Origin of the sequence: Rathayibacter sp. Leaf296 (assembly GCF_001423045.1) — a bacterium.
Taxonomy (GTDB): Bacteria; Actinomycetota; Actinomycetes; order Actinomycetales; family Microbacteriaceae; genus Rathayibacter; species Rathayibacter caricis.
The window spans coordinates 814,570-840,677 of record NZ_LMNR01000001.1 but is presented as its reverse complement, the minus strand read 5'-3'; the positions used below and the strand labels follow the sequence as shown (position 1 = coordinate 840,677).

Sequence of the window (26,108 nt, the reverse complement as noted above, 5' to 3'; positions counted from 1 at the left end):
CACCACGACCGGCAACCTCCGCCCGGGTCAGCAGCTCTGGGTGTACGGGCGCGACCGCAGGCCCTGCCGGCGCTGCGGCACGCCGATCAGGCAGGGCGAGCTCGGCGACAGCGAGCTGCAGCTGCGGGTCACCTACTGGTGCCCGCACTGCCAGAACTGACGGACCCCCCGGGGGGTCCGTCTCCGGCCGATCCCGGTGCGGATCGCGCCTCAGGGGACGGAGCTCCCCCCACTCGGGCATCCTGATCCCTGAGCATCGCTCATCTCCCTCGCGGATCATCTCGATCCGGGGTCCTTCGTCGATGCCTCGCGCCATCTCTCCACCTCGATCACGCCAGTGTCCTCGCCCGACGAGTCGAGTCGCTCCCGGGAACCCATTCTTGTGTGGCCCTACCCGAGAGCACGAGAGCGAGACCACCATGACCCGACCCCCCTCACACGCCACTCCCGCCACGATCCACCGCCGGACGGTCCTCGTCGGCGCGACCTGGACCGTCCCCACGATCGCGGTCGCGATCGCCGCACCCCTGGCCGCCGCATCCGGCGGTACTCCGTCCGTCTCGCCCGCGGACGGCACCGTGATCACCACCTGGAAGGGCGATCACCACTACGGCAGCGGCAACTCGAACTCCCAGCGGCGCTCCTACGATCTGCCCGTAGCTGTCACCGACGCGTCCGGCGCCGCCGTCGCGAACGCGACCGTCACGGTCGTCGCGACCGGTCGCAACCGCGACGGCGACCTCCTCGGCGTCTACGCCTCTCCGGCACCGTCGAACGGCGGACCCGAGAGCAGTCCGCACCCGTCCGCGACGATCACGACCGGCGCGACCGGCGTCGCCCTGTTCGCCGTCAACACGCAGAACCTGTCGTCGAGCGAGCGCCCCGCCCAGGCCCTCCTCACCATCACGGTGACCACGCCCGGCGGATCCACGACCTCGGTCGTGACGGTGCACCTCACCGAGACCGACTGACCGCCACCACCGACCGGCCGGAGATCCCGTCGGTCGTCCCGTGGGTGAGGTCCGCTCTCCCTCCCCCTCGGGGCGTCCCGCGGAAGCGGGTGCTACTCCGCCTTCGCCGCGCGCGGGGAGGGCACGTGCGCGCTGTGGACGGACAGCTCGAGCCGCTCGACCGACTCGACTCGCGGCGCGACCTCTCCGCCGTTCGCCACGATCCAGCTGCCGACCAGCAGCAGCTCGTCCTGGCCCGCGGTCAGCGGTCCGCTGACGGTGAAGGTGCCGAGCGTCGGAGTCGAGAACGTGACGCGCACGGGATCCCCGTGCTGCAGCCCGTCGACCGACCGCGCCCCCGCCGGCGCTTCGGGCGCCGCCGCCAGCGCCAGGCTCTGCACCTCGGTGCCGGTGCCGAGGAACACGTCGGCGATGACGAGCTCGCCGCCCACCGCGCGGCCGACGACGCCCTCGATGCCGTAGAGGCCGTAGCGGGGCGAGCGGATGAGCATCCGCACGTCGTCGCCGACGCCGATCTCGGCGAGCGCTCCCCGGATCGACTGCACGTCGCGGCGGGCGGGAGCGGAGGCGAGGGCGTCGAGGATCTGCATCCGATCAGGGTAGCCCGCCGATCGGCGCCGCCTCGGGGAGGGTGCGCCGGAACGACGAAAGCCCCGCCGGAGCAGGGCTTTCGAGAGGTGCGGAGTCGGTGGGATTTGAACCCACGGAACCCAATAAAGGGTTCTCCACCTTAGCAGGGTGGTGCACTCGACCGGACTATGCGACGACTCCCGAGCGCCCGCAGGGCGAACGCACGACGACCATCATAACCGTACGCGGCGCACCGGGACGACACCGCCGGCGCGGGCTACTGCTCGTCGAGGGTGCGGCCGACGGTGCACGTCTCCTGCTGCGCGGTCTGGCCGGTGACGTCGCTCGGGAGCACGACGGCGGTCCCCTCCGGCGCCGGGGTGTCGGAGGCGGCATCGGGCGGCTCCACCGCGGGAGGAGCCTCGGACGCCGGGTCGGACGGGGCGGGCGTCGCGCCGCCGGCCGCCTCCGAGCCGCCTCCGGTCGTGCCGGTCAGCGCGATCGGCTGATCGGCCTGCAGCGCCGCGGTCAGCGTCGCCGCCGCCTCCTCGCTCGGGTAGACGCCGTTGCCCTCGATGAAGGTGGGGTACTGCACGAAGACGACGTCGGCGAGGTCGACGTCCTTCACCGCCAGGCCGATCGAGACCATCGTGTTGACGTTCTCGAGCGACGTGGACAGCTGCATGTTCGAGACGGCGGCCTTCGCGAGACCGTAGAGGGCGACCGGGTTCGAGAGCGTCGACGCGCTCTTCACCTTGCGCACGAGCGACGAGAGGTAGACCTGCTGACTCGAGATGCGGGTGAGGTCGCTGCCGTCGCCCACGCCGTGGCGGGTGCGGAGGAACGCCAGGGCCTCGGCCCCGACGAGCGTGTGCGTGCCGGCCGCGAGGGTCAGCCCGGTGTACTCGTCCTCGAGCGGGGTGGCGACGCAGACGTCGACTCCGCCGACCGCGTTCGACATCTCGATGACGCCGTCGAACTGGATGAGTGCCGCGTACGGGATCTCGAGCCCGGTCAGCTGCTCGACCGTCTGCACGGTGCAGGCGAGCCCGCCGGACTCGAGCGACTGGTTGATCTTCTCGGAGCTCACCGCCTCGGTCACCGCTCCCGTCTCGGGATCGGTGCACGACGGGATGGGCACGTACAGATCGCGCGGGAAGCTGACCACCTCGACCGAGGAGTGATCCTCGGAGATATGCAGCAGCATCGTCACGTCGTTGAGGTTCTCGGTGCGGTCGCCGAACGCGCCCGCCTCCGACCCCTCGGCGCTGTCGCTGCCGGCCAGGAGGATGTTGACGCCGCCCTCGATCGCGCCGATCTCGGGGACCGGACTGCCGGCCTCGAGGTCGACGGAGGGGCGGGCGCTCCCGGCGATCATCGACACGGCGATCGCGACGATGCAGACCGTGCTGAGCACGCCGACGCCGACGCAGGCGGCGAGGATCCGGCCGAGCCGACGCAGACCGCTCTGCGGGCGCAGCCGGCCGTGGCGGGCGGCGGTCCTGCGCGACGGGGCTTCGCTCATCGGATGGGTCTCCCTCTCGGTGTCGCCGCGGGAGTCGCTCCGTGCTCCTCCCCGGCGGTCGGGCGCTCGAGGAGGGGCGTCTCCCGGGGACCGGGCCCGCCTCGGCTCAGCCGAAGAATCCGACCGAGCAGGTCTGCTGGTCGGCGCTCTGGCCGGTCACCGAGTCTGGCAGCGCAACCTTGGATTCGCCCGCGGGAGCCGGCACCGGGGTGCCCGGGGTCGCCTCCGCCGTCGCGAGCGGCTCGGCGGTCGCGGGACCCGCCGGGATCTCGGACTGCGCGGGCGCCGGAGCGGCGGGCGCTCCCTCGACGACGGCGCCGCCGCCGGTGCCCCCGGTGATCGCGATCGGCTGGTCGGTCTGCAGCGCGGTGGCGAGCACGTCGCCCGCGGTGCGCTCGGGAACGACTCCGCCGTAGGTCCCGGCCGTCGGGTACTGCGCGAACACCACGTCGGCGAGGTCCACATCGCTCAGGGCGAGGCCCATCTGCACCATCGTGTTGACGTTGTTGAACTCGGTCGAGAGCGTCATGTTGCCCAGCGCCGCCTTGGCCAGGCCGTAGAGGGCGACGGGGTTCAGGAGGGTGTCGGCGCTCTTGATCTCGCGCACCAGCGACGAGAGGAAGACCTGCTGGTTGCTGATGCGGGTCAGGTCACTGCCGTCGCCGATGCCGTGGCGGCTGCGGAGGAACTGCAGCGCGGCCATGCCCTCCAGAGAGTGGGTGCCGGGCGTGAGGTAGGTGTTGGTGTACGGATCGGCGATCTCGGTGGCGACGCAGACCTCGACCCCGCCGACCGCGTTCGACATCTCGATGACGCCGTTGAACTGCACGACCGCTCCGTAGTCGACGCGCACGCCCATGAGATCCTCGACCACTCCGGCGACGCAGCCCAGGCTGACGTCCTTGCCCATCGCCTCGTTGATCTTGGTGTCGAACCGCTCGGGGATCGGCTCGCCGGTCGCCGCGTTCACGCAGGAGGGGATGTCGACGTACATGTCGCGGGGGAAGGAGACGACCGTGGCGTTGGTGTGGTCGGCGGAGACGTGCAGGAGCATGTTGACGTCGTTCAGGACGCTGGTCTCCTGGTCGGGGTCGCCGTAGGCGTCTCCCTGCCCCTGACGGGAGTCGCTGCCCACGACGAGGACGTTGAAGCCGCCCTCGAGGGCGCCGATCTCGGGCGCCGCTCCTGCGGCCCCGACGCTGGACCCGGCGGCGATGGGGTGCAGATCGACGGAGGGCTGCGCGGACTGCACGAGGAGGGTCGCGGCGATCGCGACGACGGAGATCGAGGCGGCGATGCCGACTCCGGAGACCGCTGCGGCGGCCTTCACGAGGGTGCGGGGGACGCTGTGCCGCTTCTGCCGACCGTGCCGGACGTAGGGACGCGGGGACCGCGCCGACTCGTCCGCGGCGGATCGATCCGTCGAAGGGCGCGTCCTGAGCATCCGTCTCCCGTTCGCGTGCTGGGTGCTGCCTGATTCCTGCGCGCCGCAGCCGGGCGGGGTGCCACCGGCGTGTGCGCGTCGGGACATAGTACCCGGCGGGCTGCGGAACGGTCGGGGAGGCGGGATCCCGCGACCCGTCGGGCGGGAGCGGATCGCGACACGCCGGTAGCGTGGAACCGATCCCGGCGAACGGACATACCTGGACATGACCACCTCCTCACCGCCGCGGGACACCGCCGGGTCCAGCTGGGCCTCCGTGCTCGCGGGCGACCCCGACGGTTTCGGCCGGCTCTACGACACCTTCCGGCACCGCGTCTTCTGGCACGCGCTGCGGCATACCGGCGCCCTGCACGACGCCGAGGACATCGCCGCCCTCGTCTTCCTGGAGGCCTGGCGCAAGCGCGCAGGCATCCGTCTGGTCGACGGGTCGCCGCTGCCCTGGCTGCTCGCCACGACGAACAACGTCGCCCGCAACGTGGACCGCTCCCGTCGCCGGCACCGGATCGCGCTGAGCCGGCTCCCCCTGCACGAGGAGTACGGCGAATTCACCGACGACTTGGACCGGCGGATGGACGACGCGCCGCTCCGCGAGGCGATCCGCTACGCCTTCGCCGGGCTCTCCCGGCGAGATCAGGACGTGCTCTCGCTCTGCGTCGTCGCCGAGATGCCCGTCGCCGAGGCCGCCGCGGTGCTCGGCGTCCCCGTCGGGACCGTGAAGTCCCGCCTCTCCCGCTCCAAGGCGAAGCTCGCCGCCCTGATCGCCGACCTCACCGCCGACGCCGCCACCGATGGAGGTGCCCGATGAACGACAAGCCCGTCATCGATCCCGCTCGCGATCGCGCCTTCCGCGCGATGATCGTCGAGAACGCCCGCGCCGGGAGCGCCCGGCCGTCGCTGCGCGGTCGCGCCTCCCTGCTGATCGGCCTCGTCGTGGCCGCACTGCTCGTCTCGGGCGGCGGAGTCGCCCTCGCGTTGACGGGCGTCCTCCCCGGCCCGGTCTCCGCACCCGCTCCGGTCGAGACGGTGACCGTCACTCCGACTCCCACGCCGACTCCCACTCCGACGACCGCGCCGGCACCGCCCGCGGAACCTGAGCCGACGCCGACCCCGACGGCCGTCGATGCCGGCAGCTGGACCCTCGGCTTCGACGGTGTCGGCCCGATCGCCTTCGGCGGCACGACGGCGTCGGCGACCGCGGCGCTGGACACGACGGACCTCGTGCCGTTCGACTTCGGCGTCGAGGAGTGCCGGGCCGACTACCGGCAGCTGCCGGGCAACGACCGCTCGTTCGTCGGCGTGGACTCCGACGAGGCGGGTGCCGTGGACGGCATCGTGGTCGCCGACTACCCGAGCGACGAGGGAGTCCAGCTCGGAGGAGCACTGCCCCGCACCGCGGAGGGAGTCTCGACCGGTTCGACCCGGGAGGAGCTCCTCGCCGCCTACCCCGACCTCGTCGAGGAGGCGCCGGTCGCCGGAGACGGTCTCTACTCGCTGACGGGACCCGAGGGGCGCACCCTCTGGTTCCGGGTCGCGAGCACCACGGAGACGGTGGCGGCCATCACGCTGACCGCCTTCTCGGACTACACGATCGGAGGCTGCGGCGCGTAGGGAAGGGGCGTCCCGCCGCGGGCTGCGCTCCCGTGGCGGACGTCGCGCTCCCGCGTGATCCGGCGGAGGGCGTGGGATTCGAACCCACGAGACATCTCTGCCCACCAGTTTTCAAGACTGGCTCCATCGGCCGCTCGGACAGCCCTCCCGGCCGCGCTCCCGAGGGGCGCGACAGTCGATGGTAACCGACAGGCGTCCCGCGGGCGGGGACCGCGTTCGTAACCGAGGGCGGGAGCGTCGCGGCGACGCTGAGGGCCGTCGGCGGGCGCTCCCGGCCTCGGTTCGGGACGGCGCGGGTCAGCGCAGGGCCGACAGGGCGGCGGCGACGCCGTCCTCCTCGACCGGGGGGATCACGGCCGAAGCGACCGCGCGGACCTCGTCGGGCGCCTGGCCCATGGCCAGGCCGGCGCCGTGTTCGGCGGCCCAGGTGAGCATCTCGATGTCGTTGCGGCCGTCGCCCAGGGCGACGACGTCGGAGCGGTCGATGCCCAGCTCCTCGCGGACGACCTCGAGGGCGGTCGACTTGTTCACTCCGTGGGGAGCGATGTCGAGCCACGCCGTCCAGCCGATGGCGTAGCTGACCTGGTGCAGGCCCATCTTCTCGACGAGGCCGGAGAACTCGTCGATGCCGGTCTCGGGCGAGATGACGACGACGCGGGTGCAGAGACGGCCCAGGAGCTCCTCGAACGGGACGTGGGTGGTCTCGACGCCCATCACCGCGCCTCCGGGGAACGCCTCGGTGTAGAAGAAGGCGCCGTGCTCGTCCTCGACGGCGTAGTGCGCCTCCGGGAGGAAGCGGAAGATGTTCTGCAGCACCTCCGTGGGGTCGAAGGTCTTGACGATCTCGGGGCGGTAGCCGCCCTCGACGCCCTCGTCGCGGCGCAGGGTGACCGCGCCGTTGCAGCAGATCACGTACTCCGGAGCGATGCCCAGGCGCGCCACGACGGGCAGCGTCGACGCGGGCGAGCGGCCCGTGGCGAGCATGACCTCGTCACCCTGGCGCTGGACCCGCAGGATCTCGTCGATCACTGCGTCGGTGATGGTGCCGTCCTCGTGCATGACGGTGCCGTCGATGTCGAGCGCGACGAGGCGACGACCGGAGGCGGCGCTCATGCCGTGGCGACCGGCTCGAGGACCTCGAGGCCCCCGAGGTGCGGGCGCAGCGCCTCCGGGACCACGACCGAGCCGTCGGCGCGCTGGTGCGTCTCGAGCAGGGCGACGATCCAGCGGGTGGTCGCGAGCGTGCCGTTCAGGGTCGCGACGGGAGCGGTCTTCCCCGACTCGGTGCGGTAGCGGGTGTCGAGGCGGCGGGCCTGGAACGTGGTGCAGTTCGAGGTCGACGTGAGCTCGCGGTAGGCGTCCTGGGTGGGCACCCACGCCTCCACGTCGAACTTGCGCGCGGCGCTCTGGCCGAGGTCGCCGGCGGCGGTGTCGATCACGCGGTAGTGCAGACCGAGGCTCTGCAGCATGCCCTCCTGGTAGGAGAGAAGGCGCTCGTGCTCGGCCTCCGCGTCCTCGGGCAGCGTGTAGACGAACATCTCCAGTTTGTTGAACTGGTGCACGCGGATGATGCCGCGGGTGTCGCGACCGCCCGAGCCGGCCTCGCGGCGGTAGCAGGTGCTCCAGCCGGCGTAGCGCTTGGCTCCGCCGGCGAGGTCGAGGATCTCGTCGCTGTGGTAGCCGGCGAGCGCGACCTCGCTGGTGCCGGTGAGGTAGAGGTCGTCGTCGCGGAGGCGGTAGACCTCGTCGTCGTGCTCGCCGAGGAACCCGGTGCCGTCCATGATCTCGGGCCGCACCAGCGTGGGGGTGATCAGCGGGGTGAAGCCGGCCTCGAGCGCGCGCTCCAGGCCCAGGTTCATCAGGGCGATCTCGAGGCGGGCGACGAGGCCCTTGAGGAAGTAGAAGCGCGCGCCGCTGACCTTCGCACCGCGCTGCATGTCGATGCCGTCGAGGAGCTCGCCGATCTCGAGGTGGTCGCGCGGCTCGAAATCGAAGACGGGGCGCTCGCCGACCGTCTTCACGAGCTCGAACTTGTCCTCGCCGCCGGCCGGCACGCCGTCGATGATCGGGTTGGCGATGCGCTTCACGAGCGAGGTGAAGCGCTCGTCCGCCTCCGCCGCCTCCTGCTGGGCCTGCTTGGCGCCGGCGGCGAGGCGCTGCGCCTCCTGCACGAGGGCGGCCTTCTCGTCCTTCGGGGCCTTCGCGACGGTCTTGCCGAAGGCGTTCTGCTCGGCGCGCAGCCGCTCCGCCTCGGTGATCGCCGCGCGGCGCACGCGGTCGGCCTCGAGGGCCTCGTCGACGAGCTCGACGGAGTCGCCGCGCGCCTCCTGCGAGCGCTTGAGGACGTCCGGGTTCTCGCGGAGAAGTACGGAATCAATCACCCCGGCAGTTTAGCCGGGGCGCGCATCCCGGCCTCCCCACCTGGGGATCGACCGAGCAGTGCCATCCGATCGGGGGCACTGCTGCGAATCTTGTGAGTCCCCTCCCCCGCCCCGCCCCCGAACGGAACCACCGCATGACCGACTCGACCGCTCCCGTCCTCGTCGCCCGCGACGGCCCGATCGCCCGCGTCGTGCTGAACCGCCCCGACGCCCTCAACTCGATCGACCTCGGCTTCGCCTCGCTGCTCCTCGAGACGGTCCTCGAGCTCGACGCCGATCCCGACTGCACGGTCATCGTGATCGAGGCGGCCGGTCGGGCGTTCTGCACCGGCGGCGACGTCTCGGCGATCATGGGGGCCGCCGAGCCCGAGCTGTACCTCCGCGAGCTGGCCACGGTGTCGGCCGAGGTGTTCCGCGTGCTGGAGCAGACGGACGCCGTGGTGGTCTGCGCCGTCGACGGGATGACGGCCGGTGCGGGCATCGCGTTCGTCCTCGCGGCCGACATCGTCGTCGCGACTCCCGGAGCGGTGTTCCTCAGCGCCTACGGCGACGTGGGGCTCGTCCCCGACTGCGGAGTGACGGTCTCGCTCCCCCGCACGATCGGCCGCCGCCGCGCGCTCGACTTCACCCTCTCGGGGCGTCCCGTCCGCGCGATCGAGGCGCTGGAGTGGCAGCTCGTCACCGAGATCGTGCCGCGCGCCGATCTCGCGGGTCGGATCGACGAGCGTGTCAGGGCTCTGGCCGCGCGTCCCGCCCACGTGGCCGCCGCCACCAAGCGGCTGCTGCGCACCGATCCGCTCGTGCACGCCGAGCGCCTCGAGGAGGAGGTCGACGTGCTGATCGAGCTCCTCGGGACGCCGCAGACGCGGGCGCTGCTCGGCGCCGAGCACGACCGCCAGAGCGCGCGTCGCGCCCGCACCACCGCCGGGGTGTAGCCCTCCCAGCCGGAGCGGCGCCGTAGCCCGCTACCGTTCCTCCATGACGGAGACCGGATCCAGGCGCGCGGCGGTCGTCGTGAACCCCTCGAAGGGCGACCAGGCGCGGCTGCGGCACCTCGTGGCGACGGCCGAGCAGGAGCACGGCTGGGCGCCGACCGTCTGGTTCGAGACGACCCCGTCCGAGACCGGAGCGACGCAGGCCCGCGCGGCGACCGCCTCCGGGGTCGACGTCGTGCTGGCCGCGGGAGGCGACGGCACGGTGCGCTCGGTCGCGGAGGGGCTGCGCGGCTCCGGCACCGCCCTGGCCGTGCTGCCGTTCGGCACGGGCAACCTGCTCGTACGGAACCTCGGCCTGCCCCTGGGCTTCGAGGAGGCGGTGCGGGTCGCGTTCGGCGGCGGCGAGCGCCGGATCGACACCGGCGTGGTCGAGCTCGAGCGTCCGGACGGCGAGCGGGTCGAGAACGTGTTCCTGGTGATGGCGGGTCTGGGCATCGACGCGAAGATGATCGCGAAGACCAACACGGCCTTGAAGAAGGCGGTGGGCTGGCTCGCGTACGTCGACGGCGGCGTCCGCGCGCTGGCCGAGCTCCAGCCGGTGAAGCTGCGCTACTCCATCGACGGCGCGGCCTCGCGCACGGTCTCGGTGCACTCGGTCATGGTCGGCAACTGCGGGGTGCTGCCCGGCGGGATCCTGCTGATCCCGGACGCGGAGCCGGACGACGGAGTGCTCGACATCGTGGCGCTGCGGCCGCGCGGCCCGCTGGGCTGGCTCAAGGTGTGGAACACGATCACGTGGGAGAACGGCGTGCTGCGCCGCTCGGCCGCCGGCCGCAAGCTCATCGACCTGCGCGAGGACGCCCGCGACGTGATCTACCTCAAGGGCGAGGACGTGCGCATCCGGGTCGAGGAGCCGCAGGAGATCCAGCTGGACGGCGACGGCTTCGGGCTGGCCTCGGCCGTGCGGATCCGCGTGGATCCGGGCTCGCTGCTCGTGCGGGTCCCCGAGCGCTGAGCCGGGGTCAGCGCCGCCACTCGGGTGGCGGCACGGCGAGTCCGCCGAGGTCCCGGATCGACGCGGCGCCCGACTGCCGCAGCATCGTGCGGAACTCGGCGTCGAGGACCGCGAGGTAGCGGACGACCTCGTCCGCCCCTCCCGCGGCGAGCGCCCACATCACCGGGCGGCCGACGAACACCGCCCGGGCGCCGAGCGCGAGTGCCGCGAGCACGTGCCTCCCCGAGCGCACGCCGCTGTCGGCGAAGACCTCGACGTCGCGGCCGACCGCCTCGACCACCTCGGCGAGAGCGGCGACCGCGGTGATCGAGCCGTCCATCCGCCGGCCCCCGTGGGTCGACACGACGACCGCGGAGGCGCCCGCGTCGACCGCGCGGCGAGCGTCGTCGCCGCGCAGCACGCCCTTCACGACGACGGGGAGTCCGGAGACCTCGGCGAGCCACGGGATGTCGGCGAGCCCCGGATGCGGGACCGGCCGGTGCAGCACCCGCTCGCGCTCGGCGGCCGTCAGGTTGCCCAGGCGCGCCCGGCCGGGCACGTCGGGCCAGCTGAGCGGCTCGGTCCCCGGGCGCTCCTCCCGCAGCACCGGCGTCTCGACGGTGAGCATCAGCGCGCGGGCGCCCGCGGCGGCGGCGCGCTCGACGAGGGCCCGGGTCACGTCGCGGTCGGCGAGCAGGTAGACCTGGAACCACCAGGGCGCGCCCTCGGCGGTGACGCGCTCGAAGGGCACGGCCGTGTTGGTCGAGACGCCCAGCAGCGTGCCGGCGCGGGCCGCCGCCTCCGCCGTCGCGACCTCGCCGCGCGGGTCGGCCGCCACCTGCTGCGCCATCGGCGCGATCATCACCGGGCCGGCGATCGGCGTGCCGAGGACGGTCGTGGCGATCGAGGCGTCGGGCTCTCCGTGCAGGGCGGCGGGGCGGAAGCGCACCGCGTCCCAGGCCGCGAGGTCGGCGTCGCGCTCGAGCGCCCCTCCTGCGACCGCCCCGTAGTACTCGGCGACGAACCAGGGCAGCAGCTCGCGGGCGCGCTCCTCGAGCTCGGCGGCGAGGCGGACCGCGGTGTCAGCGGCCATCGAGGGCCTCCACCTCGAGCACGAGGGCGGAGGACGGCGCGAGCAGCGGGGTCCGCAGGCCCACCTCGGCGAGCAGCGCACCCGGAAGCACGACCTCGCCGCGGCGCGTCCACTCCGGCGGCACCGCGTCGAGGAAGCGCTCGGGCGCGAGCTCCTCGACCACCCGCACCCGGTACCGGAGCGACGGGTCGAGCCCGACGAGCCGGGTGGCCGGCGGCACGGCGTCCTCTCCGGTGCTCGAGCGCGCCAGACGGTAGACGGCGTGCCGGCGGTCGGGCGAGACGGCTCCGGTGAGCTCCGAGCCGTCGTCGGCCGTGTCGCCGTGCACGAGCTCGGCCGTCGCGAGGAGCGGTCGAACGCGCTTGTAGAAGCGGATCCACGCGGCGAGCGCCGTCCGCTCCTGGGCACTGCAGCCGGTGATGTCGGTCTCGATGCCGGGCGAGGAGAACAGCGTCGTCGCCATGCGGAACGCGAGCTCGGCCGTCCGCCCGGTGGTGTGCGCCCGCTCGGGGCCGACATGGCTGCCGATCAGCTCGGGCGGCAGGAGGAGCTCGGTCCAGCGCTGGATCCGCAGGCGCTCGAGCGGATCGTTGGTGTCGGACGCCCACACCCGGTCGGTGCGCGCGAGGATCCCGAGGTCGACGCGGGCGCCTCCGGAGGCGCAGGACTCGATCTCGAGCCCGGGGTGCCGCTCCCGCAGCGCGTCGAGCAGGGCGTAGACCGCGCGGGTCTGCGCATCCGCCCCCGCCCGTCCCGCGTGGACCGCCTCGAGCAGATCGCGGTTGTGGTCCCACTTGAGGTAATCGATCGCGTACTCCTCGACCAGCGACGAGAGCCGCTCGAGCAGCAGCGCCGACACCTCCGGGCGCGCGACGTCGAGCACGTGCTGGTTGCGCCAGCTCCGCGCCCGGCGCGGCGACTCGAGCAGCCAGTCCGGGTGCTCCCGGGCGAGCCTCGAGCCGGGGCTGACCATCTCGGGCTCCACCCACAGCCCGAACTGCATCCCGGCGCCGCGCACGTGCTCGACGAGCGGATGCAGGCCCTCCGGCCACACCTCCGCGTCGACGGTCCAGTCGCCCAGCCCTGCGGAGTCGTCGCGCCGTCCGTCGAACCAGCCGTCGTCGAGGACGAAGCGCTCGACTCCGATCTCGGCGGCCGCATCGGCCAGGCGGATCAGGGTCGGCAGGTCGTGCCGGAAGTAGACGGCCTCCCAGGTGTTGAGGTGGACGGGCCGCGGGGTGCTCGGGTGCGCGGTCCGGGCGCGGAGGGAGGCGTGCAGCCGTCGCGAGAGGCCGTCGAGTCCCGCCTCGCTCCAGACGAAGTGCGCGGCCGGGGCCTCGAAGCGCTCGCCGGGGCCGAGGGCGATCTCGCCGGCCCGCAGCAGCTCGCCGGCGCCGAGCGCGCCGCGCCCCTCCGGCAGCCGGTCGACGCGGTGCACGGAGTCGCTGCTCCAGGCCAGGTGCACGCCCCACACCTCGCCGCTGCGGTCGCCGAAGCCGGCGGTGCCCGCGATCGCGAGCGTGGGGGCGTCGTGCCCGGTGCGGCCGCGCCGCGACTCCCGCACGATGCTGCCGTGCGACACAGGGCGCCGCTGCGGCGAGCGCTCGCGGGTCCAGCGGCCCGAGAGGTCGAGGAACTCGACGGCCCGCGCGTCCAGCGGCAGGGTCGCCTCGAGGATCGACGGCTCGAGCACGCGCTCGCCGCGATTCGCGAGGGCGTGCGTCACGACGAGCACCCCGGCGTCGTCGAAGTGGAAGGAGGACGAGAGCGCGAGCTCGTCGGCGACGGCCTCGAGCACGAGGCAGCGCTCGTCGCTCTCGAGCGACACGACGCGCCAGGAGGGCAGCAGCGGCTCGCCGGCGATGTGCCCGGCGAGACCCGGCCGGCCCTGCCAGCCGTCCTGCTCCCCCGGCAGGATCGTCTGCGGCCACGGGGCGTCCAGGGCGCTGGAGGGGACCTGGCGGACCGAGGCGGCGTCGAGTGCGGCGAGCGCCTCGGCGTCGACCGGCCCGGGGTCGCGGCCCCAGTGCAGGATCTCGGGCAGCCCCTCCTCGCGGAGAGCGACGATCAGCGCCGTCCCGGCCGAGCGGAGCATCCGGACGCTCATGCGAGACCCCCGGCGCGCAGGGCGAGGACGCGCACGCCGCCGGGCGGGATTCCGACGGAGCCGTCGGCCTCGTCGCCCGAGACGAGATCGCGTCCGCTCGCCTCCACGGTCACCGCCTCGTCGGTGTGGTTGAGGAGGAACAGGAAGCGGCCGGCGGGCCCCTCCCGCCGCACCGCCTCCACGCCCCGCGGCGCATCGAGCACCGGGGCGGTCAGGGCGGGATCGAGCAGGTCGAGCAGACCGCCGATCCCGTCGTCGTCGAGCAGCGCCGACACGTACCAGGCCTCGCCCGCGCCGATCCGGCGGCGGGTCACGGCGGGGAGGGCGTCGAGGACCCCGCCGCGGTAGCGGGCGACGACCTCCGCGTCGACGGCGTGGACGCGCTCGGTCCACTCCGCTCCGCGCCAGCCGGTGTCGAGCTCGAAGGTCTCGCCCTCCTGCAGCGGGCCGAACTCCTCGGAGCCGGCGCCGAGCAGCGCCGAGAAGGCGCCGGGCGCGAGCCCCGTGCGCACGCGGTTCGCGGGGTCGACGATGCCCGAGAGCGGAGTGACGATCACCGTGCCGCCGGCCTCGGCGAACGCCGTCAGCGCCGCGACCGTCTCGTCCGAGACGAGGAAGAGCGCGGGGACGACCACGAGCGAGTACCCCGAGAGATCACGCCAGGGCGGCACGACGTCGACCAGCACGGTGCGGTCGAAGAGCACCCGGTGCCAGGCACGGGCCTGCTCGGCCCAGCGGAGCCGGTTGTGCGGCTTCAGTCCCGACGAGAACGCCCAGCCCGCCTCGTCGTCGTGCAGGAGGGCCACCCGTGCCGGCTCGACCCGCGTGCCGAGCACAGGCTCGAGGCGCTGCAGCACGTCACCGAGCTCGACGACCTCCCGCCAGATCTTCGTGCCGGTGCCGGCGTGCGGCAGCATCGCGGAGTGGAACTGCTCGGCACCCGCCGTCGACGCGCGCCACTGGAAGAACATCGCCCCGTCGGAGCCGCGGGCGATGTGCGCGAGGCTGTTGCGGAGGATCTCGCCCGGGTCCTTCGCGCGGTTGCGCGGCTGCCAGCTCGCCGCTCCGGTCGAGTGCTCGAGCAGGAGCCACGGGGCGCGGTCCGCGGTGAGACCGCGCATCCGATCGGCCGAGAAGGCGAGGTCCTGCTCGCGTCGGGGATCGGCTCCCGTCGTGTAGTGGTCGTTCACGACGATGTCGCAGTGAGGCGCCCAGCGCGCGTAGTCGACGACGTCGGGGCCCTGGCCGACCATGAAGTTGGTGGTGATCGGAGTCTCGACGCCGGCGGCGCGCAGGGTGTCCTTCTCGGCGAGGTAGTGCGCCAGCAGCTCGTCCGAGGAGAAACGGTCGAAGTCGAGCTGCAGTCCCGGGTTGTGCATCGCCCGCGATCCGCGCGGCGGGAGGATCTGCTCGAAGTCGGAGTAGCGGTGACCCCAGAACGCGGTGCCCCAGCTCGCGTTCAGGGCGTCGAGGGTGCCGTAGCGGTCGCGGAGCCAGCGGCGGAAGGCCGCGGCGGACTCGTCGCACCAGCAGTGCCGGTTGCCGCCGCCGAGCTCGTTCGAGACGTGCCAGAGGGCGACCGCGGGGTGGCGGCCGTAGCGCTCGGCGAGCGCACCGGCGATGCGGAGGGCGTGGGAGCGGAAGACGGCCGAGCTCGGGCACCAGCCCAGGCGGCCGCCGGGGTGGATCGGCAGCAGGTCGGCGTCGACCGGCAAGATCTCGGGGTGCGCAGCGAGCAGCCAGCTCGGCGGTGCGGCGGTCGGGGTCGCGAGGTCGATGGCGATGCCGCCCTCGTCGAGCAGGCCCACGATCTCGTCGAGCCACTCCCAGTCGAAGACGCCCTCGGCGGTCTCGACGAGACCCCAGGAGAAGACGCCGAGGGTCACCATCGAGACGCCCGCCTCCTGCATCAGCCGGACGTCCTCGCGCCACACCTCCCGGGGCCACTGCTCGGGGTTGTAGTCGCCGCCGAAGGCGAACCGGGGCAGGACGGGGGCGCGGTGGGTCCGGGGATCGACGCTGGTCACTCTGCGAGCATCCCGGTCGCCGGCTGGCTTTGTCAAGCGGTGCAACAAAGGGTAGGTGCGGGCGATGGTGGATCTCGATACGCCCGCTGCGCGGGCTACTCGATCAGCAGGGCACTGCGGGCGGAGGTGGATCTCGATACGCCCGCTGCGCGGGCTACTCGATCAGCAGAAGGGGCCCGCAGCGCGGCTGACGGATCAGCAGGGCGGCCGCGCGTCAGGCGAGCAGGCTGCGGACCGCCAGGGCGGCGCCCGCGCGGGCCCACTCCGAGAAGTCCCAGGTGCGCACGTCGAGCTCGACCGGCACGGCCTCGCGCTCGAGGCGCTCCGCGATCCCGGCGCGGATCGACGCCTCCGCGAAGGCGACCACGGCAATGCCGTCGCCGCTGACGACGACCTTCTCGGGGTCGACGAGGTTCGCGACCTCCGCGATGATCACGCCGAGCGCCCGGCCCGCGCGCTCGAAGGCGCGCAGCGCCTCCGGATCGCCGTCGCGCGCGGCTCCGACCACGTCCTCGTAGGTCGCGTCGGGGCGGCCGGACGCGGCGACCACCGCCTCGTTCACGAGCATCGTCGACGCGCAGCCGCGGTGCCCGTGCGCGCAGAGCTCCCCCTCCGGATCGACGATCGTGTGGCTGACCTGCCCCGGACGGCTGTGCCCGCCCTCGACCAGGCGGCCGTTCACGACGAGCCCGCAGCCGATGCCGGTGCCCACCGTCACCAGCGCCATCGACTCGAGGCCGGCGCCGGCGCCGAACCAGTGCTCGGCCGCCGTCAGCGCCTGCACGTCGTTCTCGACCGAGCACGCGAGCCCGGTGGCCTCGCGCACCAGCCGGGCCAGCTCGACGTGGTGCCAATCGAGGAACGCCGAGTGCTCGACGACGGCGCCGCCCGGGTTCTGCCGCACGCGGCCCGCGATCGCGATGCCGATCGAGGTGAGCGGAGCGCCGTCCCCCGCGAGCTCGTGCGCCGCCTCCGCGATCTGCCGCACGACCTCGGCCACGTCGCTGCTCCGCAGGGCGTGCTCGGTCGACGCCGTCACCTCGGCGCCGAGGTCGGTGACCACCGCGTAGAGGGTGTCGCCGGTGAGCTTGACGCCGAGGAAGCGGCGGGCGGAGCTGCGCACCCGCAGCATCTCGGAGGGGCGACCGGTCGCCGCGCGCAGCCGGGTCTCGCCCTCGGCGAGCAGCCCGGCCTCGACGAGCGTGCGCGCGATGCGGGTCAGGCTGGCCCGCGACAGCCCGAGCCGGCGGGCCAGCTCGGCTCGCGGCAGCGATCCGTGGATCAGCACCTCGAGGAGCGTGGCGCGCGTGGCCGCGGGCATGTCCTCGATCCGCAGGGCCGCCGCGGGGACGACCGGCACGGGCGCGGTCAGCGGCGAAGTCGTCATCTCGCCGAATGTAGTCCGTCGGCGGTGCTCACGGCGCTCCCACGGCCGCCGCGCGATCGCCGGCGCGCTCCCACTCGCCGGTGAAGTGGTTGAAGCAGACGGAGTTGTCGATCCGCGACCGGTCCGGCGCCTCCTCCGAGCCGACCACCTTGCCGACCCGCTCGGGGTCGGGGGCGGCGAGCGCGAGCAGCCGGGTGTAGTCGTGCTGCGGGTTCAGGATCACGTCGTCCGCCGGTCCGCGCTCGACGATCCGGCCGCGGTAGAGCACGAGGATCTCGTCCGAGAAGTGCCGCGCGGTCGCCAGATCGTGCGTGATGTAGAGGACCGCCAGGCGGTCCTCCCGCTGCAGCCGACCGAGCAGGTTGAGCACGCCGAGGCGGATCGACACGTCGAGCATCGAGACCGGCTCGTCGGCGATGACGACCTGCGCCCCCGGAGCGAGCGCGCGGGCGATGGCGACGCGCTGCCGCTGCCCGCCGGAGAGCTCGTGCGGGCGGCGGGGAGCGAACTCCTCCGCCGGCTCGAGGTTCACGCGACGGAGCATCTCGAGCACCCGCTCGTGCGTCTCGGCCGCCGTCCGGGTGCGGTGGTGGATCCGCAGCGGCCGCGCGATGTGGTGCTCGAGCGAGTGGAACGGGTTGAGCGAGGCGAACGGATCCTGGAACACCATCTGCACGTGCCGCCGGTACACCGAGCCGTGCACGGGCGTGCGGTCGTCGAGGGTCACGTCGACGGACCCGGAGGTCGGCTTCTCGAGCCGCGCGAGGATCCGTGCGATGGTCGACTTCCCCGATCCGGACTCGCCGACCAGGGCGACGGTGCGCCCCGGGACGAGGTCGAACGAGACGTGGTCGACCGCCCGGAACGCCGTGCGGCGCAGTCCCTTGCGGATGCTGAAGTCCTTCACCAGATCGGTGACGCTGACGCTGGTCATGCGATGTCCTCCTCGAGAACGGCGTCGGGGTGCTCCCCCGAGCGGATGAAGGCCCCGCGCGAACCGGACAGGCTCGGGAACGAGCCGAGCAGCTTGCGGGTGTAGGGGTGCTCGGGGGCGCGGTAGATCTGCTCCGCGCTCGCCAGCTCGACGATCTCGCCGCGCAGCATCACCGCGATGCGGTCGCTGATCTCGAGCAGCAGCGGCAGGTCGTGCGTGATGAAGATCACCGCGAAGCCCAGCTCGTCGCGCAGCCGCACGATCTCGCGGAGGATGTCGCGCTGGACCACCACGTCGAGCGCCGTGGTGGGCTCGTCCATGATCATCACCTGCGGCTCGAGGATCATCGCCATCGCGATCATCACCCGCTGCCGCATGCCGCCGGACAGCTCGTGGGGGTAGGAGGTGAGGCGCACCGGATCCACGCCCACGCGGCGCAGGACGTCGGCCGCCCGCTCCTTCCGCTCCTTCCGCGACAGCCCCGGCCGGTGCGCGACCAGGACGTCGTCGAGCTGCGCCCGCACCGAGGTGACCGGGTTGAGCGCGTTCATCGCCCCCTGGAACACCATCGAGAGCTTCGACCAGCGGAAGGCCCGCATCCCGTCGTCGCCGAGTTCGAGCAGATCGGTGGAGGTGCCGTCGCGGTCGTGGAACACCACCCGGCCCGAGGCGATCCGCGCCGGCGGCTTGTGCAGCCGGTTGACCGCGTAGGCGAGGGTCGTCTTGCCGCAGCCCGATTCTCCGGCGAGCCCCAGGATCTCGCCCTCGCCCAGGCGGAAGGTGGCGCCGCGGACCGCCGTGACGGGCGACTCCACCTCGTAGACGACGCTGAGGTCCTCGACCTCGAGCACGGTGCGGGTCATGCGGCGCTCCTTCGCGCGGTGCGGGCTCCCGAGCGCTCGGCCTTCGCCGCCGCGCGGGCGCGACGGGCGTGCAGACGGACGTTCTTGAGCCGCGGGTTGATGATCTCGTCGATCGAGAAGTTGACCAGCGAGAGGCCCATGCCGAACAGCGCGATGATCAGGCCGGGAGGGCCGAACCACCACCAGGCGCCGAGCGGCAGGGCGAAGCCGTTCTGGGCGTAGAAGAGCATCGTGCCCAGCGTCGACGAGTTGGACGCGCCGAGTCCGAGGAAGGACAGGCCCGCCTCGCCGAGGATCGCCGCGATCACCGCGAAGACGAACTGCGACGCGAGCACCGGCAGCAGGTTCGGCAGGATCTCGACGGCGATCACGCGCCAGGCGCGCTCCCCCGCGACCTTCGACGCCGAGACGTAGTCGCGACTCCGGATCGACAGGGTCTGCGCGCGCAGGACCCGCGCGGATCCGGCCCAGCTCGTGATGGCGAGCACGACGCCGATGGTCCAGAGACCGCGCTGCTCCTGGGGCACGAAGCCCGAGATGACGATCACCAGCGGCAGGCCGGGGATCACCAGGAACACGTTCGAGAAGAGCGAGAACGCCTCGTCGACGATGCCGCCGAGGTACGCGCCGAGGATCCCGAAGAACGCCGAGAGCGCCGTCGCGAGGATCCCCACGATCAGCCCGATCTCGAGCGAGCCACGGGTGGCGAACGCGAGCTGGGCGAGCACGTCCTGGCCGGTCTGCGTCGTGCCGAGCCAGTGCTCGGCCGACGGCCCGGTCAGGCCGATGTCGCGGATGGTCGTCGGGTCGCTCACGAGGAGCGGTCCGACCAGGCCGAAGAGGGCCACGCCGAGCACCAGGGCGAGCCCGATGATCAGCCACGGGGTGGGCGTCGGCAGCATCATCCGCCAGGCCGGCCGCGGGGACCGGCCCTTGGCCGCCTCGACGGTCGCGAGCTGCTCGGTCGCGTCGACGACGACGGTGTCGGAGGAGGGGGCGAGGTTCGTCATCGGCGTCAGCTCCGCGCTCGGGTCCGGGGATCGATGATCCCGTAGAAGAGGTCGACGACGAGGTTCGCGCCGAGCACGGCCAGCGTGATGAAGAGGAAGATCCCCTGCATCAGCGCGTAGTCGTTGTTGGTGACCGCCGAGAGCAGCTTCGATCCGATGCCCGGGTACGAGAACACCTGCTCGGTGACGATCGAGCCCGAGACCACGAAGCCCAGCGAGATCGCGAAGCCGGCCACCGAGGGCAGCACCGCGTTGCGGGCCGCGTAGGAGCGGAGGATCTTCCCCTGCGAGAGGCCCTTCGCCTGCGCGGTGAGGATGTAGTCCTCGGACAGCGTCGACACCATCATGTTGCGCATCCCGAGCAGCCAGCCGCCGAGGGACGCGATCACGATCGTCGCGGCCGGCAGCAGTCCGTACTGGATGGCGGAGAGCAGGAACTCCCCGTTCCAGCCCGGGTCCAGCACCACGTCGTAGCCGCCCTGCGAGGGGAACATCCGGAGCGTGGTCGCGAACACGTAGACGAGGATCAGCGCGAGCCAGAAGTACGGCACCGCGGCGAGGAGCGTCGTGGCCGGCACCAGCGAGTCGAGCCAGGTGCCGGGCTTCCAGCCGACGATCGCGCCGAGGGCGACTCCGATCACCGTCGCGATGACCGTCGCCACCCCCACCAGCACGATCGTCCAGGGCAGCGAGGTCCCGATGACCTCGCTGACCGGAGCGGGGAAGTACGAGACCGAGACGCCCAGGTCGCCGCGGAACACGTTGACCAGGTAGCTCCAGTACTGCGAGATCAGCGGCTCGGAGGTGTTCCCCCCGAGCAGCAGCTCGTAGGCCTGGCGGGTCTCGGCGCTGACGATGCCGCCGCGCTGCTGCAGTTTGGCGAGCAGGATGTCGACCGGGTTCCCGGGCAGCAGGCGCGGGATGACGAAGTTGATCGTCAGCGCCGCCCACAGCGCGATCAGGTAGAACCCGAGTTTGCGCAGGTAGTAGTTCACGCGCGGCTCACTCGCCGGTGGGGGTCAGGTTCTTGAAGATCTGCGCGTTGTCCGGCGACGCCCAGATCGCCGGGAAGGCGTACAGGTCGTCCTCGGTGGGCCAGCCGTCGAACTTGGCGGCGTTGTACTCCGAGGTGGTGCCTCCGGTCATGACCGGGATGTAGGGCATGTCCGCGACGATCTTCGCCTGGATGATGTCGAACTGCGCCTGGCGGGCGGCGGTGTCGTCCGGGCTGGTGGCGGTCAGGGCCTCGACGGCCGCGTCGACCTCGGGGTCGCTGTAGCGGGCCACGTTGATCGGAGCAGCCTCGCCGACGGGAGCGGTGTTCGCCGTGGTGAAGAAGTTGTTGTAGAGGTAGTACGGGTCGGAGGCGGGGCCCTGGCCGAGCGAGTCGATCGCGAGCTGGTAGTTGCCCTTGCTCTTCTTGTCCGTCCACTCGTTCCACGAGGACTGCGACGCGGTGACCGCAATGCCGGCGTCGCCGAGCTGCTGGGCCATCGTGTCGATCGCGGTGATGTAGTCGGTCCAGCCGGTGACGACCTCGATGGTCAGCTTCAGCGGCACGCCGTCCTTGGCGTAGATCCCGTCGCCGCCCTTCGCGTAGCCGGCCTCCTCGAGGAGGGCCGTCGCGCGGTCGAGGTCGGGCGAGCTGGGCGCGACCGGCTCGGTGACCGCGGTCGAGATCGACTCGGCCTGCGAGTCGGTCAGGACGAAGGTCGGCGAGACCTCGCTGGCGGTGTTCTGGAAGGCGAGGGAGTTGATCTGGTCGCGGTTGAGCGCGTAGTAGATCGCCTGGCGGACGGCCGGGTCGGTCTGCGGGCCGACGCAGCCGAGGTCGACGTTCGCGCAGCTGAGCAGGGCGACCTGGTTCTGCGGGACCGTGATGGCCTCGTAGCCGGGGTAGTTCTTCGCAACGTTCTCGATGTCCGGGACGGGCCCCGTCTGCCAGTCGATGGTGCCGGCGGCGAGGGCGTCGACTCCGGCGGTGTTGCCCGAGAGCGAGAGGAACCGGATCGCCTTGACGGCGGGAGCGCCGTCCCAGTAGTCCTCGTTGACCCCGAGGGTGAAGGCCTGCGCCTTGAAGTCGGCGAGGAGGTAGGGGCCGGTGCCGACCGGCTCCGCGACGACGTCGGTCACCGGGTCGACGTCGGCCCAGAGGTGCTCGGGGACGATCGGCGTGCGGCCGAGGACCGTGGGGCCGGTGACGAAGGCCGGGTGGTCCCAGGTGATGCTCACATGGGTGTCGTCGGTGGCCGTGACGACGCCGTCGAAGCCGCCGGTGTTCAGCGACGGGTTCTCGACCAGCATCTCGAAGGTGAAGACGACGTCCTCGGCGGTGAACGCCTCTCCGTCGCTCCAGGTCACGTCGTCGCGCAGCGTCACGTCGAGCTGCGTGCCCTCGGCGTTCCAGGTGTACTCGGTGCCCAGCAGCGGGACGTAGGGGTCGGAGTTGATGTTCGTGACGAAGAACAGCGACTCGTAGATCGTGCCGAGCCCGCCGATCTTGGAGGGCGAGTACGGGTTGAAGTTGATCTGGTAGTCGCCGGCCTGACCGGTGTAGGCGACGAGGGTGTCGGCCGACGAGGTGCCGGAGGAGCTGGCTCCCCCGGTGCAGCCGGAGAGCAGGAGGGCGGACGCCGCGGTGGCGGCGGCAGCGGCGAGGACGCGCAGGCGTCGGCCTTCTCGAACGCGAAGGAACATCGTTGATCCTTTCCTGGCGTCGGCAACGCAGGGCTGTCGACGGTGACGGAGCTGTGTGCGGCGAGCGCCGCCCGAGCATTGTTACATGACTGAACTAAGTGGTCAACAGATTCGGGAGCAACTCGTGAGAGCGCTCTTCCCCGCCGGCGACGACCGCCGCGGGACGACGGGGATCAGCCCCGGCGGGGCGCGGTGGTGCCGCGCAGCACGAGTCGCGGGCGCTCCGGCGAGCGCTCGGGCGGCGGAGCACCGTCGATCACGGCGAGCAGCGCTTCGGCCGTGAGCACACCCAGGCCGTGCACGTCGCGGCTCATCACCGAGAGCGGAGGGTCGGCCAGGCGGCACAGCTCGGAGTCGTCCCAGGCGAGCAGCGAGAGCTCGCGCGGCACGGCGACTCCGAGGGCCCGTGCGGCGGCCAGCCCGCCCAGAGCCGCCAGGTCGTTGTCGAACACGACCGCGGTCGGGCGCTCGTCGTCCGCGAGGAGCGCCCGGGTCGCCGCCTCCCCCGAGCGGGCGGAGTAGTCGCTCTCGACCGAGCGGCCCGACAGACCGGCCACCCGCAGCCCCCGCTCGAACGCCTCGCCGCGCTCGCGGGTGTGGCCGAGCCGGAGCGGGCCCGACACCCGCCCGATCCGCCGGTGCCCGAGCGCGACGAGGGCCGCCATCGCCTCGAGCATCGGCGTCGCGTTGTCGACGGGGATCGACGGGACCGTGCCGCCTGCCGCCCGCCCGCCGAGCACGACGACGGGCAGCCCGAGCTCCCGCGCCCGCTCCGGCCGCGGATCGTCCTCGACGGGGTCGCCGAGCACCGCTCCGGCGACGCGCGGATGCGCGGCCCAGCGCGCGAGGACCGCGAGTTCCGCCGCCTGGTCGTGCGCGACCTGCAGCAGCACGCCCCCGCCACCCGGCACCAGGACGTCCTCCATCCCGGCGACCAGCTCGGCGAAGAACGGGTCGCCGCCGTGCTCGCGCGGGGGGCGGCGCACGACGATCCCGACGATCGGGAGGCGCGCCGCCCCGTCGGCGCTCAGGCCGGCACCGCCGCGTGCAGGCCGCCGGCGTGGCGCACGACCAGCGGATCGAGGAACGCGTCCGGATCCGTGTCGGCCGCGGCACCCGAGATCGTGAAGCGCGCGGACTCGCCCGCCAGCAGGGTGACGAGGCCCTCGTCCACCCGGGCGCCGGCGTCGACGCGGTCGACGAGCAGCGTGACGTCGCGCGCCAGCGAGCGGGCCGTGACCGTGACGACGACGTCCGCGCCGGAGCGCTCGGCCGAGGCCTCGAGCGGCGACGGGTCGAGGGCCTGATCGACGACCTCGGCCGGGTGCAGCAGCGCGCGCGTCCACCCCTCCGGCCGCACGCTGACGATCTCGCCGGTGACGTCGCCGAACGCCGTGATCGCGGCGGGCAGCGGAGTCGTCGCCTCGCCGCGCGCCGGCACCGCCGCGTCCCAGCGCTCCTCCGCGAGCACCGTTCCGTCCAGCTGCAGGCGCTGCGCCAGCACGGAGCCGCTCCACGCCTCGTCCGTGTCGTTCAGCAGCACCGCGGCCGGCCCGCCGTCGCGGGGCTGGATGGTCGCGAGCCGGGGCGCGTACGCCGCTCGCAGCGCGAACCAGAGCGGCTTCCGGTGCTCGTGGAAGTCGACGGCCGCCCACGAGACGACCGGCCAGTCGTCGTTCAGCTGCCACACCACGACTCCGGTGTTCAGCGGCGACAGCGAGCGGAAGTGCTCGATGCCGAAGCGCAGCGCGGCCGCCTGGTTGAGCTGGGTCGCCCAGTGCCAGTCCTCGATCGAGACCGGCGAGGGCAGGTGCCCGGCGAGTCCTCGCTCGAGCTTGAGGTTGCCCTCGTGCGCCTTCTGGTGCACGAGCATCTGCTCGCCGTAGGGCTCGAGCGGCTCGTCGTGCACGACGCTCGTGAGCGTCGACCAGGCGGGCGGGCCCTGGAAGCCGAACTCCGAGACGAACCGTGGGCGCCAGTCGGCGTAGCCGGTGTAGTCACGCGTGTTCCAGACGTCCCAGATGTGCACGGTGCCGTTGGCCGGATCGTTGGGGTGCAGGTAGTCGTCGAACGAGTAGGGGCTGCCGGGCGAGTAGAACCGCGTCGGGTCGAGCTCGGCGAGGATCCCCGGGAGCAGGCGCCGGTAGTAGGCGTTGCCCCAGGTCGCGCCCGCGAGTCGCGTGCGCCAGCCCCAGTCGGTGTAGCCGACGATGTTCTCGTTGTTGCCGTTCCAGATGATCAGCGACGGGTGCGCGCTGAGCCGGGTGACCGCCTCGCGCGCCTCCGGCTCGACCTCGACCGCGAGCCACTCCTCCTCGGCGTAGGCCGCGCAGGCGAACAGGAAGTCCTGCCAGACCAGCACGCCCTGCTCGTCGCAGAGGTCGTAGAAGTCGTGCGACTCGTAGATCCCGCCGCCCCACACCCGCAGCAGGTTCATGTTCGCCTCGGTCGCGTCGGCGATGCGCCGCGCGTACCGACCGCGGTCGACCTCCGTGACGAACGCGTGGTCCGGGATCCAGTTGGCCCCGCGGATCTGCACCGTCCGGCCGTTCACCTCGACGCGGTACGGCGAGCCGTCCTCGTCCGGGGTCGTGTCGACTCGCACGGTGCGGAAGCCCACCCGCCCCGTCCAGACCGACTCGTCGCCCGCCGCGACGGCCACGTCGTAGAGGGGCTGCTCGCCGTAGCCGCGCGGCCACCAGACGTCGACGTCCGGCACCTGCAGCGCGAGCACCGCCTCGGCCGTGCCCGCGTCCACGGTGGCCGCCGTCTCCGCTCCGCCCGCCGCGACCGACACCTCGGCCGAGGAGGCGCCTGCCCACTCGAGGTCGACGTGCGCGCTCAGCACGCCGTCGGTCCCGTCGACGTCGACGAGCGGACGCACGGCGGCGATCCGCACGCCCGACCAGCTCTCGAGGCCGATCGGCCGCCAGATGCCGCTGGTGGCGACGTCGATGCCCCAGTCCCAGCCGAAGTTGCTCGCGGTCTTGCGCAGCGCGTTGTAGGGGTGGTGGTTCACGTGCGGGCGCGGACCGTGCTCGATCGAGCGCCGCTCGGCCTCGTCGACCGGGGCCGCGAACTCGATCGAGAGCAGGTTCTCGCCCTCGACCAGGGCCTCCCGCACGTCGAAGCGGTACGACCGGTGCTGGTTCTTCGTGCGCCCGATCTCGTCACCGTTCAGGCGCAGGGTCGCCACCGTGTCCAGCCCCTCGGCGACGAGGTCGTGCCGCTCGGAGCCGTCGTCGGACCAGGCGAAGCGGGTCTCGTAGACCCAGGCCGTCCGCCCGATCCAGGACAGCCGCGACTCGTTGCCGCCGTCGAAGGGATCGGGGATCAGCCCCGCGGCGAGGAGATCGGTGTGCACGCAGCCGGGCACGGTCGCCGCCACCTCCCCGGTCGGCCGCTCGGGCGCCTCCGGGCCCTCCAGGGCTCGCACTGTCCAGTTCTCGTGCAGGGGGATGACGGTCATGGCTTCCTCGCCTCAGGTGTCGTATCCGGTGTCGGGTACTTTCTTAGACGACTTAACGAAGTACCGTCAAGGGACGCACGAGCAGAACGGAGG

Annotated in this window: 21 protein-coding genes and 2 tRNA genes; 5 read left to right on the top strand and 18 right to left on the bottom strand. The window is 72.7% G+C overall.

Translation table 11 applies throughout. The features are described from left to right. The first annotated feature begins 419 nt into the window (after positions 1–419). The gene (locus ASF46_RS03785) at positions 420–971 is read left to right on the top strand and encodes a hypothetical protein (RefSeq protein WP_056866482.1); all 552 of its coding nucleotides are present in this window, start codon (positions 420–422) and stop codon (positions 969–971) included. 92 nt (positions 972–1,063) lie between these two features. On the opposite strand, the gene ASF46_RS03780 is transcribed toward ASF46_RS03785, so the two are convergent. The 4 genes from ASF46_RS03780 to ASF46_RS03765 all read right to left on the bottom strand — a co-directional run bounded on the left by ASF46_RS03780 (position 1,064) and on the right by ASF46_RS03765 (position 4,396). After that, positions 1,064–1,561, bottom strand: a complete 498-nt coding sequence (locus ASF46_RS03780) for a hypothetical protein (protein WP_056866481.1) — start codon at positions 1,559–1,561, stop codon at positions 1,064–1,066. A 90-nt stretch (positions 1,562–1,651) separates the two neighbouring features. Next, positions 1,652–1,742 (bottom strand) — tRNA-Ser (locus tag ASF46_RS03775). Positions 1,743–1,818: 76 nt separating this feature from the next. Beyond that, on the bottom strand, positions 1,819–3,066 hold the full coding sequence (locus tag ASF46_RS03770) for an LCP family protein (RefSeq protein ID WP_056866480.1): 1,248 nt from the start codon (positions 3,064–3,066) through the stop codon (positions 1,819–1,821). A 106-nt stretch (positions 3,067–3,172) separates the two neighbouring features. Further along, positions 3,173–4,396, bottom strand: coding sequence for an LCP family protein (locus ASF46_RS03765; RefSeq protein ID WP_235576845.1), 1,224 nt, complete (start codon positions 4,394–4,396; stop codon positions 3,173–3,175). A gap of 319 nt (positions 4,397–4,715) precedes the next feature. On the opposite strand from ASF46_RS03765, the gene ASF46_RS03760 reads away from it, so the two are divergent. Together ASF46_RS03760 and ASF46_RS03755 are read left to right on the top strand one after the other, a co-directional pair. Further along, the gene (locus ASF46_RS03760; RefSeq protein ID WP_056866478.1) at positions 4,716–5,315 is read left to right on the top strand and encodes an RNA polymerase sigma factor; all 600 of its coding nucleotides are present in this window, start codon (positions 4,716–4,718) and stop codon (positions 5,313–5,315) included. Beyond that, complete coding sequence (locus ASF46_RS03755; RefSeq protein ID WP_056866477.1) at positions 5,312–6,118, top strand: hypothetical protein; 807 nt, start codon at positions 5,312–5,314, stop codon at positions 6,116–6,118. The genes ASF46_RS03760 and ASF46_RS03755 overlap by 4 nt, the downstream gene beginning before the upstream one ends. 63 nt (positions 6,119–6,181) lie before the next feature. On the opposite strand, the gene ASF46_RS03750 is transcribed toward ASF46_RS03755, so the two are convergent. From ASF46_RS03750 to serS, 3 genes are all read right to left on the bottom strand, one after another. Beyond that, positions 6,182–6,266 (bottom strand) — tRNA-Ser (locus ASF46_RS03750). A 149-nt stretch (positions 6,267–6,415) separates the two neighbouring features. Then, positions 6,416–7,231, bottom strand: a complete 816-nt coding sequence (locus ASF46_RS03745; protein WP_056866476.1) for an HAD family hydrolase — start codon at positions 7,229–7,231, stop codon at positions 6,416–6,418. Then, positions 7,228–8,499 (bottom strand): serine--tRNA ligase, encoded by a 1,272-nt coding sequence (gene serS / locus ASF46_RS03740; protein ID WP_056866475.1) that lies wholly within the window; start codon positions 8,497–8,499, stop codon positions 7,228–7,230. The genes ASF46_RS03745 and serS overlap by 4 nt, the downstream gene beginning before the upstream one ends. Positions 8,500–8,633: 134 nt before the next feature. Here serS and ASF46_RS03735 point away from each other — a divergent pair, with 134 nt between their 5' ends. Continuing rightward, complete coding sequence (locus tag ASF46_RS03735; RefSeq protein ID WP_056866474.1) at positions 8,634–9,434, top strand: enoyl-CoA hydratase/isomerase family protein; 801 nt, start codon at positions 8,634–8,636, stop codon at positions 9,432–9,434. Positions 9,435–9,477: 43 nt separating this feature from the next. Then, positions 9,478–10,449, top strand: a complete 972-nt coding sequence (locus tag ASF46_RS03730; RefSeq protein ID WP_157602192.1) for a diacylglycerol/lipid kinase family protein — start codon at positions 9,478–9,480, stop codon at positions 10,447–10,449. A gap of 7 nt (positions 10,450–10,456) precedes the next feature. On the opposite strand, the gene ASF46_RS03725 is transcribed toward ASF46_RS03730, so the two are convergent. From ASF46_RS03725 to ASF46_RS03675, 11 genes are all read right to left on the bottom strand, one after another. Further along, positions 10,457–11,521 carry an alpha-hydroxy acid oxidase gene (locus ASF46_RS03725; protein ID WP_056866473.1) on the bottom strand — a complete coding sequence of 355 codons (1,065 nt, stop codon included), beginning with the start codon at positions 11,519–11,521 and terminating at the stop codon, positions 10,457–10,459. Next, on the bottom strand, positions 11,511–13,628 hold the full coding sequence (locus ASF46_RS03720; RefSeq protein WP_056866472.1) for an alpha-galactosidase: 2,118 nt from the start codon (positions 13,626–13,628) through the stop codon (positions 11,511–11,513). The genes ASF46_RS03725 and ASF46_RS03720 overlap by 11 nt, the downstream gene beginning before the upstream one ends. Beyond that, the gene (locus ASF46_RS03715) at positions 13,625–15,655 is read right to left on the bottom strand and encodes a beta-galactosidase (protein ID WP_235576844.1); all 2,031 of its coding nucleotides are present in this window, start codon (positions 15,653–15,655) and stop codon (positions 13,625–13,627) included. The genes ASF46_RS03720 and ASF46_RS03715 overlap by 4 nt, the downstream gene beginning before the upstream one ends. A gap of 214 nt (positions 15,656–15,869) precedes the next feature. Then, positions 15,870–17,042, bottom strand: a complete 1,173-nt coding sequence (locus ASF46_RS03710; RefSeq protein ID WP_235576843.1) for an ROK family transcriptional regulator — start codon at positions 17,040–17,042, stop codon at positions 15,870–15,872. Positions 17,043–17,070: 28 nt separating this feature from the next. Beyond that, on the bottom strand, positions 17,071–17,976 hold the full coding sequence (locus ASF46_RS03705; RefSeq protein WP_056866471.1) for an ABC transporter ATP-binding protein: 906 nt from the start codon (positions 17,974–17,976) through the stop codon (positions 17,071–17,073). Next, a complete protein-coding gene (locus tag ASF46_RS03700) occupies positions 17,973–18,839 on the bottom strand; it encodes an ABC transporter ATP-binding protein (RefSeq protein WP_056866470.1) in 867 nt (288 codons plus the stop codon). The genes ASF46_RS03705 and ASF46_RS03700 overlap by 4 nt, the downstream gene beginning before the upstream one ends. Continuing rightward, on the bottom strand, positions 18,836–19,849 hold the full coding sequence (locus ASF46_RS03695; RefSeq protein ID WP_056866469.1) for an ABC transporter permease: 1,014 nt from the start codon (positions 19,847–19,849) through the stop codon (positions 18,836–18,838). Before ASF46_RS03695 ends, ASF46_RS03700 begins: the two co-directional genes overlap by 4 nt. 5 nt (positions 19,850–19,854) lie before the next feature. After that, a complete protein-coding gene (locus ASF46_RS03690; RefSeq protein ID WP_056866468.1) occupies positions 19,855–20,844 on the bottom strand; it encodes an ABC transporter permease in 990 nt (329 codons plus the stop codon). A 7-nt stretch (positions 20,845–20,851) separates the two neighbouring features. Continuing rightward, complete coding sequence (locus ASF46_RS03685) at positions 20,852–22,546, bottom strand: ABC transporter substrate-binding protein (RefSeq protein ID WP_056866467.1); 1,695 nt, start codon at positions 22,544–22,546, stop codon at positions 20,852–20,854. Between the two features lie 173 nt (positions 22,547–22,719). Further along, positions 22,720–23,532 carry a LacI family DNA-binding transcriptional regulator gene (locus ASF46_RS03680; protein ID WP_162240158.1) on the bottom strand — a complete coding sequence of 271 codons (813 nt, stop codon included), beginning with the start codon at positions 23,530–23,532 and terminating at the stop codon, positions 22,720–22,722. A gap of 41 nt (positions 23,533–23,573) precedes the next feature. Beyond that, positions 23,574–26,015 (bottom strand): glycoside hydrolase family 2 protein, encoded by a 2,442-nt coding sequence (locus tag ASF46_RS03675; protein ID WP_056866466.1) that lies wholly within the window; start codon positions 26,013–26,015, stop codon positions 23,574–23,576. Positions 26,016–26,108 lie beyond the last annotated feature (93 nt).